General features: G+C 62.1%; 11 protein-coding genes. 3 read left to right on the top strand and 8 right to left on the bottom strand.

Features of this window, described 5'->3' with window-relative positions; genetic code table 11:
• Nucleotides 1–6: 6 nt before the first annotated feature.
• A complete protein-coding gene (trpB, locus tag NAT23_RS06755; protein ID WP_251926655.1) occupies nucleotides 7–1,209 on the bottom strand; it encodes a tryptophan synthase subunit beta in 1,203 nt (400 codons plus the stop codon).
• Between the two features lie 192 nt (nucleotides 1,210–1,401).
• Between trpB and NAT23_RS06750 the strand changes: the two genes are divergently transcribed.
• Entirely contained in the window at nucleotides 1,402–2,298 is an 897-nt protein-coding gene (locus NAT23_RS06750; protein ID WP_251926654.1) for a LysR family transcriptional regulator, read from the top strand.
• Here NAT23_RS06750 and NAT23_RS06745 read toward each other — a convergent pair.
• The 7 genes from NAT23_RS06745 to NAT23_RS06715 all read right to left on the bottom strand — a co-directional run bounded on the left by NAT23_RS06745 (nucleotide 2,285) and on the right by NAT23_RS06715 (nucleotide 10,670).
• Nucleotides 2,285–3,940 carry an amidase gene (locus NAT23_RS06745; RefSeq protein ID WP_251926652.1) on the bottom strand — a complete coding sequence of 552 codons (1,656 nt, stop codon included), beginning with the start codon at nucleotides 3,938–3,940 and terminating at the stop codon, nucleotides 2,285–2,287. The two genes, NAT23_RS06750 and NAT23_RS06745, sit on opposite strands and share 14 nt — an antisense overlap.
• A gap of 180 nt (nucleotides 3,941–4,120) precedes the next feature.
• Entirely contained in the window at nucleotides 4,121–4,399 is a 279-nt protein-coding gene (locus NAT23_RS06740; protein ID WP_251926649.1) for a hypothetical protein, read from the bottom strand.
• Entirely contained in the window at nucleotides 4,396–6,678 is a 2,283-nt protein-coding gene (locus tag NAT23_RS06735) for an FdhF/YdeP family oxidoreductase (protein ID WP_251926648.1), read from the bottom strand. Before NAT23_RS06735 ends, NAT23_RS06740 begins: the two co-directional genes overlap by 4 nt.
• A 45-nt stretch (nucleotides 6,679–6,723) precedes the next feature.
• Nucleotides 6,724–7,482, bottom strand: a complete 759-nt coding sequence (locus NAT23_RS06730) for a formate dehydrogenase accessory sulfurtransferase FdhD (protein WP_251926644.1) — start codon at nucleotides 7,480–7,482, stop codon at nucleotides 6,724–6,726.
• A gap of 180 nt (nucleotides 7,483–7,662) precedes the next feature.
• Nucleotides 7,663–8,520, bottom strand: coding sequence for a LysR family transcriptional regulator (locus tag NAT23_RS06725; RefSeq protein WP_251926642.1), 858 nt, complete (start codon nucleotides 8,518–8,520; stop codon nucleotides 7,663–7,665).
• Between the two features lie 2 nt (nucleotides 8,521–8,522).
• Nucleotides 8,523–9,188, bottom strand: coding sequence for an HAD family hydrolase (locus tag NAT23_RS06720; RefSeq protein WP_251926639.1), 666 nt, complete (start codon nucleotides 9,186–9,188; stop codon nucleotides 8,523–8,525).
• Between the two features lie 63 nt (nucleotides 9,189–9,251).
• Nucleotides 9,252–10,670 (bottom strand): sugar porter family MFS transporter, encoded by a 1,419-nt coding sequence (locus tag NAT23_RS06715; protein WP_251926638.1) that lies wholly within the window; start codon nucleotides 10,668–10,670, stop codon nucleotides 9,252–9,254.
• 371 nt (nucleotides 10,671–11,041) lie between these two features.
• Between NAT23_RS06715 and NAT23_RS06710 the strand changes: the two genes are divergently transcribed.
• On the top strand, nucleotides 11,042–12,280 hold the full coding sequence (locus tag NAT23_RS06710) for an isochorismate synthase (RefSeq protein ID WP_251926637.1): 1,239 nt from the start codon (nucleotides 11,042–11,044) through the stop codon (nucleotides 12,278–12,280).
• Nucleotides 12,277–13,953 carry a (2,3-dihydroxybenzoyl)adenylate synthase gene (locus NAT23_RS06705; RefSeq protein ID WP_251926636.1) on the top strand — a complete coding sequence of 559 codons (1,677 nt, stop codon included), beginning with the start codon at nucleotides 12,277–12,279 and terminating at the stop codon, nucleotides 13,951–13,953. The genes NAT23_RS06710 and NAT23_RS06705 overlap by 4 nt, the downstream gene beginning before the upstream one ends.
• Nucleotides 13,954–13,995: the final 42 nt, after the last annotated feature.

Raw genomic sequence — 13,995 nt, 5'->3', positions numbered from 1 at the left:
TCTCCTTTAAAACGAATCGCCCAGATACTCGGCAACGCTTGTCATGTCCTTGTCACCGCGGCCGCTGAGGTTCACAACCATCAGGTGATCCTCTGGCAGTTCCGGCGCGCGCTTGGCGATCTCGGCAAGGGCGTGCGCGGTTTCAAGCGCCGGGATGATGCCTTCCTTGCGGCAGCACAGCTGGAACGCATCGATCGCTTCCTGGTCGGTGATCGAGACGTACTCGACCCGCTTGGTGCTGTGAAGATAGGCGTGCTCCGGCCCGATGCCCGGATAGTCGAGCCCGGCCGAAATCGAGTGCGCGTCCTGAATCTGGCCGTCGACGTTTTGAAGCAGGTAGGTCCGGTTGCCGTGCAGTACGCCGGGTTCGCCGCCATTGAGGCTCGCCGCGTGCTCGCCGGTCGAAATCCCGTGGCCGCCGGCCTCGACGCCGATCATGTGAACGCTCTCATCCTTCAAAAACGGATGAAACAGCCCCATGGCGTTTGACCCACCGCCGATGCAGGCCACCAGCGAATCCGGCAGACGCTGTTCCTTCTCGAGCATCTGATCGCGGGTTTCATGACCGATCACGGCCTGAAAGTCTCGTACCATCGCCGGATACGGGTGCGGCCCGGCCACGGTGCCAATGATGTAGAACGTGTCATCGACGTTGGTGACCCAGTCTCTGAGCGCCTCGTTCATCGCGTCCTTGAGCGTGCCCATGCCGGACTCGACCGGGATGACTTCCGCCCCGAGCAGGCGCATCCGGAACACGTTGGCCTGCTGGCGGTCGATGTCGGTCGCGCCCATGTAGACCACGCATTTCATGCCAAAACGCGCCGCAACGGTTGCGGTCGCCACGCCGTGCATGCCGGCGCCGGTTTCAGCGATGATGCGGTTTTTACCCATGCGCTTGGCCAGAAGGATCTGACCAATGCAGTTGTTGATCTTGTGCGCGCCGGTGTGATTGAGCTCTTCGCGCTTGAAGTAGATCTTGGCGCCGCCGAAATGCTCGGTCAGGCGTTCGGCGAAATACAGCGGACTCGGGCGGCCGACGTAATCGCGCTGAAAATAGGCAAGCTCTTCCCGAAAGGCCGGATCATCCTTGGCCGCCTCATAGCAGCCCTGGAGTTCGAGAATAAGCGGCATCAGCGTTTCGGCCACAAACTGGCCACCGAAATCGCCGAAAAAGCCCTGCGGGTCGGGTAAAGCGGATAGTGCGGTCATTAACGAGCCCTCGTCATTGGTCGTTCGATGGCCAAAGCATGGCAAGAAACGCCCCACTTAGAAAGCGACAATTTATCCCTTTTGCGTGAATTTTTCTCACACGTTTGCAAGGTATTCACCCAGAATCTTGGGATATATACTCAGGCCACCATCAAAAAAGGTAACCGATCAGACCGAACGCAAGGACGCCACATGTCGAAGCTGCCCCCACTGAACGCGCTGCGCGCGTTCGAAGCCACCGCCCGCCTTGGAAGTGTCGTCCAGGCCGCGCGCGAACTGAACGTGACCCATGGCGCCGTCAGCCGGCACTTGAAGACCCTGGATGGGTATTTCGAGTGCGCCCTGTTCGAGCGCGCCGGTCGTCAGCTGGCGTTGACCGCCGATGGCCATCAGCTCTACGACGACGTGCATGCAGGCATCAATCGGCTGACCCTTGGGTGTCAGGCCCTGCTCGACCACCAGCGCGACGCGCCGATCGTCCTGCGCTGCCCGGGCAGTTTTCTCGCCCGCTGGCTGATTCCGCACTGGGCACATCTCAAGCAGGCCGTGCCTGGCATCGATGTACAGGTCGCCGCCAGCGACAGCGCCCTGCCTCAGCGCGGCGAGCGGGAGTCGGCGGTCGTGTTTCTGGATCATACGCCCTCGAGTGCGCTAATCGAGCGACTGCTCGAAGAGCGCATCGGCCCGGTCGTAAGCCCGGCCCTTGCCAAACGCTGGCAGGATACGCCGCCCTCCGCACTTGTTGGCACGCCACTTCTTCACACGACCTCACGCGCCGCCGCCTGGACGCACTGGGCGACCGCGCGCGGTCTCGATGCCACCACATTGACCCTGGACCAGGGGTTCGAGCACCTTTTCTACCTGCTCGAAGCGGCGGTGTCGGGCATCGGCGTCGCCATCGCCCCGGAGCTTCTGGTCAAGGCCGATATTGATGCGGGGCGGCTGGTTGCCCCCTGGGGGTTCGAGGCCACCGGTGGGCATCTCGTGCTGTGCTCGGGCGGCGCGGTGTCCGAGCGCCGCCACCGCGCACTGGCCGAGTGGTTTCATACAACGCTCGCCAAAGAGGGCGCACTCGCTAGGGAAGGCTGAGCCGCTGATACCAGTCTGAAGCAAGCTCTGGCGTATAGCGCGGCGCAGGCGACTGCTTGAAGAGCGCCTGACCGAGCGCGAACAGCGTGTTCTCCTCGAACGGCCGGGCCAGAAGCGACACGCCGAACGGCATGCCCGCCTCGGTCATGCCAAGCGGCAGCGTCAGCTCCGGGGCACCGGTCACGGTTGCCAGATACCCGATCGGGTCGTGATCGACCCTGGTGCACGTAAAGCCCGCCTTGCCAGACGGCGTGCGCGGGTGGGCCGGGCACTCCCGGGTCGGAAAGATCAACACGTCCAGGTTCTGCTCGTCCATCAGCGCAACCAGCCGCTCTCGAAGCTTGGGCAACGTATAGGAGAGGGTATCCAGGTAATCGGGGGATACGGTATCGCGGCGCCCTAGGGTGTGCTCCATGCCCTCGATCCGCTCGGGATTGACCTGCTGATGAGGGTTGTGGCGATTGTTCTCCTCGCAGCGCGCAATGATGTCGTTCATGTCCGGTGGCCCCCCCGTAACGCTATCGCCCAGAAAGCGCTCCATCGCTGGCCGGAATTCGGCGTTTTGAACCGGCGCAATCACCCGCGACCACAGCCGGTCGAACGCCCTAGGTAGCTGCACCGGCGACACCACCGCCCCGCCCTGTTCAAGCGAGGCCACAAGCGGCGTCATGGCGTCATCGATTTGGGCATTGCCCCCGTCAAGGCCAGTCACCCGGCCGACTTTGAGCCCTTCAAGCGTCGCCGGGCCGACCTTTCCAAGCGTCTCGAGCATCGAGGCCGTGAGCCGCTCGGTCGAATCATCGTCCGAGTCAATGCCCGCCATCACGCGCGTGATCAGGGCGCTTCCGGAAACGCTTCGGGTCAACGGGCCAGGGGTATCGAAGGTCGGTGACAGCGGCAGAATCCCGCTTCGGCTAATCAGGCCATAGGTTGGCCTGAGCCCAACCAGGCCGGTCACACTTGCAGGCCCCCGTACCGAGCCTTCGGTGTCGGTGCCCACCGCGAACGCGGCCAGATTGGCCGCAACGCCCGCCGCCGGGCCACTGCTGGAGCCTGAGGCGTAACGGTCCGGGTTATAGGGGTTTCGCGTGGTGCCACCGAGGGAGCTGTACCCGGGCCGGCCGAACGACGCCGCGAATTCAGTCATGTTGGCTTTGGCCAACACAATCGCCCCGGCCTGCTGCAACCGTTTGATCAAAAAGGCGTCGTCTCGCGGCATCGCGTTTCGAAGCGCCACCGAGCCCCCGGTGGTGGGAAGCCCGTGGACGTTGATGTTGTCCTTGACCAAAAACGGCACCCCGGCAAGCGGCCCTACGGCGTCGCCTCGCGCCCGGGCACGGTCAATGGCGCGGGCCTGATCGAGCGCCCGTGGATTGACGCGCAGGATGGCGTTGACGCGGGGGCCGGTATCATCAAAGGCCCGGATTCGACGCAGATACCACTGCACCAGCTCGGCCGAGCTGATACGGCCATCGTTCAAGGCGGCCACCAACTCCGGAACCGTTTTCTGAAACGGTGAAAACCCATCGGCGCGGCTGTCACTTGCCGAGACCATCGACGTCAAAAGCATAACCTGGGCGATGATCAGGCCAAGGGCCAAGCGATGAATGCCGCGTGGGTAAACACTGCGCGCGAGCGCCATGTCGTCTCCGAACTCGTAAAGCGTGTAGAGCGAGACTTAACCGGAACGGTGAAAAAATGACCACATAGACTAACGTCTAACCACCCTGGCGGCCGCAGGGCGCAGGGCATCAAGCGCTGTTTAAAAATGTATCCGGGCCGCCGCCAGAGGAATGGCGGCAGCCGTGAGAGGCGTCAACGCCTAGAAAGCGCCCATCGAGGTGCGTGCAACGTCAGTTAGCGCAAGGGCAAGTCCCGGGCTGCGCCCTGACCGCGCCGTACTCACAACCCACGCCTTGCGCTCAAGCTCGAGTGCACTGCGATACACCAGCGCGTGCTCGAGTTCAAAGGTCCGAGCAAGCCGACCGGTATCGCGCCCCACGCCGTCGTCAAGCGCAGTGACGATCAACGCCTCGAGCGGTGCAAGATCACTTCGATGCTCAAGCAGCGCATGGGCCTTGTTGACGGTGTCGTTCATCATGCCAGCCGCTGGCTTTTCACCAGCCGGATCGCCACCGATTTCGAGTTGGGTGTGTTGCTTTCGATGCCAACGCTGTCCAGCGGAATCAGCGGATTGGTTTCGGGGTAATAGGCCGCTGCGCAGCCCGCCGGCGTATCGTAGCGCACGACCTTGAACGCGGCCGCACGTCGGGTCTGACCATCCGATTCATCGCCGATCAGATCCACGAACTCGCCGGCCTCGAGCCCGAGACGGGCCATGTCCTCCGCGTTTACGAAAATGACCTGACGCTGACCTTCCACGCCGCGGTAGCGGTCGTTGTAGCCATACACGGTGGTGTTGTACTGATCGTGGCTTCGAAGAGTCTGAAGCGTGAGCCAGTTCGAGCGCGCCCGGAGTTTCTGATGAAGCACCTCAACCGGCAGCGCCGCTGCACTGAACCGGGCCTGTCCGGTCTCGGTCGGAAAGGTGCGCGAGACGTTGGGGTTCTCGAGCCAGAAACCGCGCGGGGCGCGAACGCGCTCGTTGAAGTCTTCAAAGCCCGGGATCACCCGAGCGATGTGCTCGCGGATGGCGTCGTAGTCGCGTCGAAGTGACGGCCAGTCGACCACATCATTTCCGAGCACCCGCTCGGCGACCTGCGTGAGAATCTCGACTTCACTGACAAGTGTGCTGGCGGCCGGCTTATGGATGCCCGCCGAGCCGTGGACCATGCTCATCGAGTCCTCGACCGTGATCAACTGCGGCGTGCCATCGGCCTTGCGATCGACCTCGACCCGCCCGAGGCAGGGCAAAATCAACGCATCCTGGCCGGTCACCAGGTGACTGCGGTTGAGCTTGGTCGAGATGTGCACGGTCAGATTGCATTGTTTAAGTGCCCGCTCGCAGACCGCGCTGTCGGACGTGGCGCGGGCGAAATTACCGGCAAGGCCAATAAAAAGCTTGGCGCGCCCCTCATCCATTGCCCGCACGGCGTTGACGGTATCCACCCCGTGCGCTCGCGGCATCGGCGTATGATAGGCCGCCTCCAGCTCATCGAGAAACTCGGGCGCCGGCTTCTCGTAAATGCCCATGGTGCGATCGCCCTGCACGTTGGAATGCCCCCGCACCGGGCAGGTGCCGGCGCCGGGCTTGCCGATGTTGCCCTTGAGCAGCAACAGATTGACCACTTCTCGAATCGTTGCCACCGAGTGCTCGTGCTGGGTCAGCCCCATCGCCCAGCAGATGATGGTGGCGTTGGAGCGCATGTAGACCTCGGCGGCCTCGATGATCTCCGAGCGCGCAAGCCCTGACTGATCCTCGATCGCCGCCCAGGGCGTCGCCGCCACCTCAGCACGATACGCTGCAAGCCCGTCGGTGTGGCGGGCGATAAAGGCGTGATCGAGCACCTCACCCGTGACGTCATCGCGCTCGAACAGCACTTTCGCCATGCCGCGCACGGCGGCCATGTCGCCACCGAGTTTCGGGCAATAGTAGAACGTACTGACCCGGCCGCTGCCGTTGGTGGCCATTTCGAGCTTTCGCTGCGGGTCGGCGAACCGCTCCAGGCCGCGCTCCTTCAGCGTATTGAAGGCAACGATCTCACAGCCGCGGTCGGCGGCCTCCCTGAGCGTGCCGAGCATACGCGGATGGTTGGTGCCGGGGTTCTGACCGAAGGTAAAAATCGCCTCGGCCTCTTCGAAATCCTCGAGCAATACGCTGCCCTTGCCCACACCGAGCGAGGCCTCGAGCGCCGCACCGCTGGCCTCATGGCACATGTTGGAGCAGTCCGGCAGGTTATTGGTGCCAAAAAGCCGGGCCAGAAGCTGGAAGACGTAGGCCGATTCGTTACAGGCCTTGCCGGAGGTATAGAACACCGCCTCGTTCGGGTTCTCGAGCGCGCTCAGGTGAGCAGCGATCAGGTCGAACGCCTCGTGCCACTCGATGGGCTCGTAATGGTCGGTGGCAGCGTTATAGCGCATTGGCGCGGTCAACCGGCCCTGATCCTCGAGACGAAAATCATCCCACCCCATCATCTCGCTGACACTGTGGCGCTTGAAAAAACGGGGCGTCACGCGTTTGGCGGTGGTTTCCCAGGTGACGGCCTTGACGCCGTTTTCGCAGAACTCGAACGACGAGCCGTGTTCGGGGTCGCCCCAGGCGCAGCCGGGGCAATCGAAGCCATCGGGCTGATTGAGTTTCAAAAGCGCCCGAACGTTTGAAAACGGTGCGCGGCTTTCGGCGATGAACTTGCCAACGGACTTGAGGGCGCCCCAGCCAGCGGCCGGGTGGTGGTACTCGTGGATGCGTTCTTTACTCATGATAAGCCTTGCGCGCCGCCAGGGCGGCGCATCACCGTTCAAACATCAATCGGGGTCCCGGCCGCGACTCAGCAACTGAAGCCTGTGCCCGCGATGGCAACAGATGAGGTTGAGTCCGCACAGACGGGCGGTTTCCACGGCGAGCGTCGAAGGCAGCGACAGCGTGCCAAGCGAGGTAACGCCTGCACGCACGCTCTTTTGAATCAGCTCGAGGCTGCATCGGCTCGAAATCAGAACCGTCTGCGGCATCGTGCCCAAAAGCCCCTTGCCAAGTAGCTTATCCAGCGCGTTATGGCGCCCGATGTCGCGACCTGATGTGAGGCGCGCCTGATCATCGACCCCAAGCGCCACGTGATAGCCGGCCTGACTGCGCGCATTCAGCGCCTCAAGCAGGGTCTGCCACTGCTCGGGGGCGGGCAATCTTGCCGGCGGAAGCTGGCGCAGCCCTTCGAACATCAACCCTTCCTCGGCCGTGCCACAGCGCCCGCAGCTGCTGGTAGAGGCACCGACCCGCCGACGCTCTCGGGCCTGCGCCTCCAGATGCTCAGGCACTGTAAGTCGCACCAGATGGCCGTGTCGCAGCGGTCGTTGATCGATGGTCTCTATCTGACTGACGTGTCGAATCAAGCCTTCGCTGAACGCGAATCCGGTGGCCCAGGCCTCAAGGTCTTCGGGCGAGGCCAGAACGGAGGCAAAGGCCATCTCGTTCAGGGCAAGCGTTACCGCCTGCTCCTCTGGGCCATTCAGGCTCTCTGGCCGCAAATCAACGGCCCATTCGTAGACGTTTGGCGTTTTAGAAGACATAACAGGGACTCACGTTGGGGTCGGTTCGAGCCGCCGTGTACCACTAAAGTTTACGGCGATAACAACAAGCAGGCTAATCAACAGCGCCGATATCAACATAGAGCGTATCTATCAAAAGTGACGCCATGCCCGCGCTGGCGTGTTTAAGAATAGAACGCGAGCGCCCGCACGGGCCGGCGCTCAAAAGACACCAAGCACCGCACTGAGGCGGGCAAGCTGGTAGTCGCGCCGCTTCCATAAAAGCCCCAGCCGCGACGGCGTAGGCAGCGGTGGCAACGCATGGCACGCCAAGGGCTCATCGGTCAGCGTGGCCGCCAGACGCTCGGGCACTACAGTCACGGCGCGGTCCTGCTTCAAGAGCACGATCAGCATCGCCATGGAGTCGACCTCGACCACCGCCTCGGTATTGGCGCCCTCGCGCTCGAGGCGGGCGCGGATCAACTGATGCTGCTGCATGTCTGAGGTCAGCATGTACAAGGGCTGCCCGGCAAGCGAGGCCCAGTTTATCGGCTCGGAAAGTACCACCGAGGGCGAGGCCAGCACGCTGTACTGCTCTTCAAACAGCGGCCGCGCCACAAAAGGCTCCGCCGCCGGCAGGTCCAGATAGCTGATCGCGAGGTCGACCTCCTCGTCGGCCAGCGCCTGCATCAACGCAAGCGCGGTGTACTCGCGAACGCGGAGTCGAAGCGCCGGAAATGCGGCACGAAGCCTAGCCAGACGCGAGGCGACCTCACTAAGGGCCGAAGGCACGATGCCGATGGTCAGCCAGCCGCTTGGGCCCTGCGTCGGGTCCAGCTCGGCGTAAAGCTCATCGAACTCCGACAGGATGCGGCGGGCGTGCGCCAGCACTCGCTGACCTTCCTGTGTAAACCCTTCAAAGCGGCGGCCACGGCGAATGAGCGGCGTGCCCAGCTCCTGTTCGAGCTGCTTGAGCCGGGCAGAGAGCGTCGGCTGGGTGACGTTGACGCGCTCGGCCGCCCGCCCGAAGTGGCGTTCCCGGGCAAGCGCGACCAGAAAGCGGAGCTGGCGATGATCCATGCTCAGGCGAGCCGGTGCGCTTCGATCCAGCCAAGCGCGGCGGTCATGTCGCGTGCAACGAACACCGCCCCGCTGAAGTCATGCGCGGCCGAATACGCGTTCGGAATGGCGATCACCTCGACGCCGGCGCGCACGGCTGAGGTCACCCCGTGCGAGGTATCCTCAAGCGCGATCGCCTCGTTGGGCGCCAGCCCCATCACGTCAAGCGCGCGGGTATAGCTTTCGGGGTCGGGTTTGCTGTGGGTAACGTCCTGACGAGTAACCCAGACCTCAAACAGTGTCGAAAGCTCGAGGTTATCGAGGATGGCGCTGACCTCGTCACGCCCGCTGCCGGTCACCAGGGCGCGGCGAAGACCCAGCTCATCACACCGTGCCATCGTCGCCATTACACCCTCAAGCGCGTTTAGCGGCGTCTGCGCGAAGCGCTCGGCGGTGCGGGTGGTCTTTTGTCGCACAAGCTCATCATCGGGGGTATTAAGCTCCGGGTGCAGCGCCTTCATCTGGGTCACGCTGGTCGTGACCGGGTTGCCGGAGTAATGCGCCTTGTACTCGTCCTCGTCGATATGGACATCGTATGGGGCAAGCACCTCGTTCCACACCGCCCGGTGCGCGCTTTCGGAATCGACCAGGGTGCCGTCGCAGTCGAACAGGATGGCCTTGAGTGTCATCGAACGTGTCCTTCCAGTTCAAAACGCCAACCTTAGCACGCCCCTTCCAAAACGGGCGACGCGTTAAACCGTCCGCTTGAACTTAGCCTCGAGCTCTTCAAGGCTCAGATCACGCGTCTCGGGCGTGCATCGATAGACAAACAAAGACGCGCCAAGGCCGAGCACGAAGAAAAGGAAGAACGTGGTCGAAATGCTGAACCACCCCACCAGCTGCAGGAAGAAGAAGCCGACCAGAAAGTTGACCAACCACAGCACACACCCGGTCATCCCGAACGCAAAGCCTCGGATGCGCATCGGGAAGATCTCGGCAAGCATCAGCCAGGTCACCGGAGACACCGCCCCTTGTTGAAATGCCAGGAAGGTGACGGTCAAGGAGAGCACGAGCGTTGCACGAAGCGGGCCAGCCGAAATCATCATCGAGACAATGCCGATCATCAAAAGCGCCGTGGTGGTCCCGAGAATGCCGGTCAAGAGCATCGGGCGACGGCCGACGCGGCCCAGAAGCCAGATACCGACGAACGTAGCCAGCACGGAAATGACACCGTTGGCGATATTGGCCACCAGTGCGGCCTGAGTATCGAAGCCGGACTCGGTCAAAATCTGGGTGCCGAAGTACATGATGCTGTTGACGCCAGTGATCTGCTGAACGACCGCCACGCCGACTCCGACCAGAAACAGCCGACGAATCCAAGGCGTTTTCAAATCGCGCCACCCGCCCTGTTCGCATTTGCGGTCCTCTTCGGCCAGCTCACGCACTTCGCGGGCTTCCGCGTCCAGCTCGGAGAGCTTGTCGGTATCACGTACCTGTTTAAGCACCGCCCGCATTTCCTTGAACCGACCCTTGGACGCCAGCCAGCGCGGGCTTTCAGGCATCACCATCATGCCGACCCAAAGCGCGATGGCGGGAAGCGTTGCCACCACCAGCATCCACCGCCAGATATGTGCCTCGGGGAACGTGTTTGCAATCAATGCGTTGCAACTAAATGCCATCAGCTGGCCGGTAACGATCATTAGCTCGTTGCGCGTAACCAGCTGGCCGCGTATCGCACTCGGTGCCATTTCGGCCAAATAGGTCGGAACGATGACCGAGGCACCGCCGACAGCAAGGCCTAGTACGAAACGAGAAACCACCATCATGCTGGTGCTGATGGCGAAGGTGCTGCCAAGAGTACCGATTAGAAAGATCAGTGACAGCCACAATATCATCTTGCGCCGACCGTGATTGTCGGACATGCGACCACTCAGCATGGCACCTAGCGCCGCACCGAACACCAGCGACGACACCACCAGACTCTCCGTCAGGGGCGTCAGGTGAAAGTGGTTGGCGATGTAGGGCAAGGCCCCATTGATCACGCCGGTATCGTAGCCAAACAGCAGCCCGCCAAACGTCGACACTGTCGTGATCGCTCGAAGGGAGCACTGGCGCCGAGCCGATGTCGAACCGTTTCCCAGTGGTTCCGAGACCGCGCTTTCGTGACTCATGCCCATCCAATGAACTCCTATTGACCTACGCGTAGCCATGTCCTTTCGTGCCTAAATGGAATTAAGCACGGACTAAGTTCTGACAGCATGTCGACAACCCGACGTCGCTTTCAACCATACATTTCATAAAAAAATGAAAGAGAACATATATTTCAAAAACAAACCTAAGCCAAAGACTTGTTTTTATTGAGTAACCACCCACTTCAAGTCTTGATCACTACTTTTGTCGATGGCGACCAAAGTCTCATTAGCTCACTGCAATAAAACACTGAAAAAAACAACACAAATGATTTTGATAACTTTTCTCATTTAGAATAGGATGACCCTCATCGCATCATCATTATCGGGTCACTGCAGGAGGCAGCCTTCCTATGAGTTCCATCATGTTCGACGGTGAGTCCGGGGGACACACGGCCGTGCAAGACACCCCCATGGATCTGATCGAATCGTTTCAACTCAACGATTTCCTGTTCAGCTCACCGCATCGAACTCTGCTCGCCAAAGGCTGCCTGTTCAACGCCCACAGCAACCGGCCGGCAACACCCGAGACCCTTAACGAGCAGGTCAATACTCTGTTCGAGCGCGCGCGACGCGACGGTCAAACCAACCCGGTGGTGGTCGGCGCTCTGCCCTTCGACACAACCCAGCCCGCGCACCTTTACGTTCCGAAGCACTGGTTCGAAACGTCGGCGCTGAGCATTGATGCACGCCATGACCTGAGCCGCACGCCCGTGCGCGTAACGCCGACCGAGCACGCGCTTTTCCCGCGCCCTCAGGGCTATCGCGACGGCGTCGAACAGGCGCTGGAGGCCATGCGGCAGGGCCGGGTCGAAAAGATCGTGCTGGCCCGAACGCTTGAGATGAACACCGACCAAAGCGTCGATCTCAAGCCACTCATCAAACGATTGATCGCCATTAACCCGCGCGGCTACAGCTTCTCACTGCCAATGACCCCCGAACAGCCCGACAGCGCCCCGGCCCATGCCTTCATCGGCGCAAGCCCGGAGCTTCTGGTCCGCCGCGAGGGCAATCAGGTCATCGTCAACCCGCTGGCCGGCTCGATCCCGCGTCATTCTGACGAAAGCGAAGATCAACGCCGGGCAAGTGAGCTGGCCGCCTCCGACAAGGACCGTCGCGAACACGCGCTGGTGATCGACGCCGTCATCGACGGTCTTTCGCCCTACTGCGCCTATCTGGACATCCCGGACGGCCCCTCGGTGATCGGCACCGACACACTGTGGCATCTGTCGACCACCATCGTTGGCGAGCTCAAGGACCCGGACACCACCTCCCTTGAGCTGGCGGCCGCCATGCACCCGACGCCTGCGGTGTGTGGGCATGCGCGTCAGGCGGCCTACCAGGCCATCCATGATATCGAACCGTTTAAACGCGGTTATTTCGCTGGCGCCGTCGGCTGGTGCGACAGCGAAGGCAATGGTGAGTGGTCGGTGGCGATTCGCTGCGCCGATGTCCACGACACCCACGTTCGCCTATACGCCGGCGCCGGACTCGTTCCGGGCTCGGACCCACAAAAGGAGCTGGTCGAAACCGGCACGAAACTGAAAACCATGCTCAACGCCATGGGACTGGACGCACTGAACACACTATGAGCACCAACGACTACATCGCCGCCGACCTGGACGAGGTTCGCGCCAAATCGCCGGACTACCCCGAGGCGTTCAAGCAGCACTACCGCGACCAAGGCCTCTGGAGTGATCAGACCTTCGGGGAACTTCTGAAAACGCAGGCCGAGCGCTTCGCCGCCGACCCGGCTCTGGTCGACGGCGAGACACGGCTGAGTTATCGCGCCCTCGACGCCCGAGTCGATCGCCTGTGCGCCGGTCTTCAGCGAAGCGGGCTCAAGAAGGGGGATCGCGTGGTGGTGCAGCTTGGCAACCGGGCCTCGTTTGTCGTCACGACGTTCGCGCTTTTCCGGCTCGGGCTCTTGCCGGTGTTCGCACTGCCGGCGCACCGCGCCAAGGAAATCACCCATTTCTGCACGGCATCAAACGCCCGCGCGCTGATTACCATGGCCGACCGCGTTAGCGGCCAGCCGCGCTTTGACTTCAGAACCCTTGCCCACGAGGTCCAGGCGGCCTGCCCGACGCTCGAGCACGTCTACATCGACGGGGCGCCCGAGGAGTTCACCGCCCTCGAGTCCCTTGAGAGCGACGCCCCACTGCTCGAGGACTGGCCGGGCGTGGACGCCGACGATCTGGCGTTTTTCCAGCTCTCCGGCGGCACCACCGGGCTTTCCAAGCTCATCCCGAGACGCCATCAGGATTACCTCTATAGCGTGATCGGGAGCCTGGCACCGTGTGGTTTCGATGAACGCACCACCTACCTGATCGCCCTGCCGGGAGCGCACAACTTCCCCATGAGTTCACCGGGCTTTCTCGGCGTCATCGCCGCCGGCGGCTGTATGGTGATGGCCCCCGAGCCCTCGCCGACCACCTGTTTCGAGCTGATCGAGCGCGAAGGCGTGACCCACACTGCGCTGGTGCCACCGCTTGCGATGCTGTGGCTCGACGCCGCTGCGCATACCGAGCGCGATCTATCCTCACTTCAGGTACTTCAAGTCGGCGGCTCAAAGATGAACTCGGAGGCGGCCAAACGGGTCGGCCCGGTACTTGGCTGCACGCTTCAGCAGGTGTTCGGCATGGCCGAAGGTCTGGTGAACTACACCCGCCTCGACGATGACGAGGACGTGATTCTCTACACCCAGGGCCGACCGATCTCGGCACTTGATGAGGTGCGCATCGTCGATGACCACGGCCAGCCGGTCGCCCCGGGTACTCCCGGCAATCTGCAAACCCGCGGGCCCTATACCATTCGCGGGTATTTCGATAATTCAGGCATTAACGCCAAAAGCTTTACCGCGGATGGCTTCTACTGCACCGGCGATGTGGTCGCCCAGACCCCGGCGGGCTATCTGATTGTCGGCGGGCGCGAAAAGGATCAGATCAACCGCGGCGGCGAGAAGATTTCGCCGGAAGAAGTGGAAAACCTGATCCTCGCCCACCCGGACGTCTTCGATACTGCGGTGGTGGCGATGCCGGACGACTTTCTCGGTGAACGCCCCTGCGCCTTCGTGATTCCCAGAAAAGGCGTCACTGCGCCCGATACGCCGACGCTGGTCGACTTCCTGAAAACAAGGGGCCTTGCCACGTTCAAGCTGCCGGATCAGGTTCGCGCGATTGACGCCTTCCCCCACACAGGGGTGGGCAAGATCAGCAAGAAGGCGCTCCGCCAGGCCCTCAAGGACACCTATTTCTCGGCCTGATATCGCCGTTTCGATTTGCCCCAAGCGCTCACAGGAGAGTTC

The sequence above is a fragment of the Larsenimonas salina genome, from assembly GCF_023736155.1.
In the GTDB taxonomy this organism is placed as follows: domain Bacteria; phylum Pseudomonadota; class Gammaproteobacteria; order Pseudomonadales; family Halomonadaceae; genus Larsenimonas; species Larsenimonas salina.
Note: the sequence above shows the minus strand (reverse complement) of the source record. Positions and strands in the feature narration are given on the sequence as shown.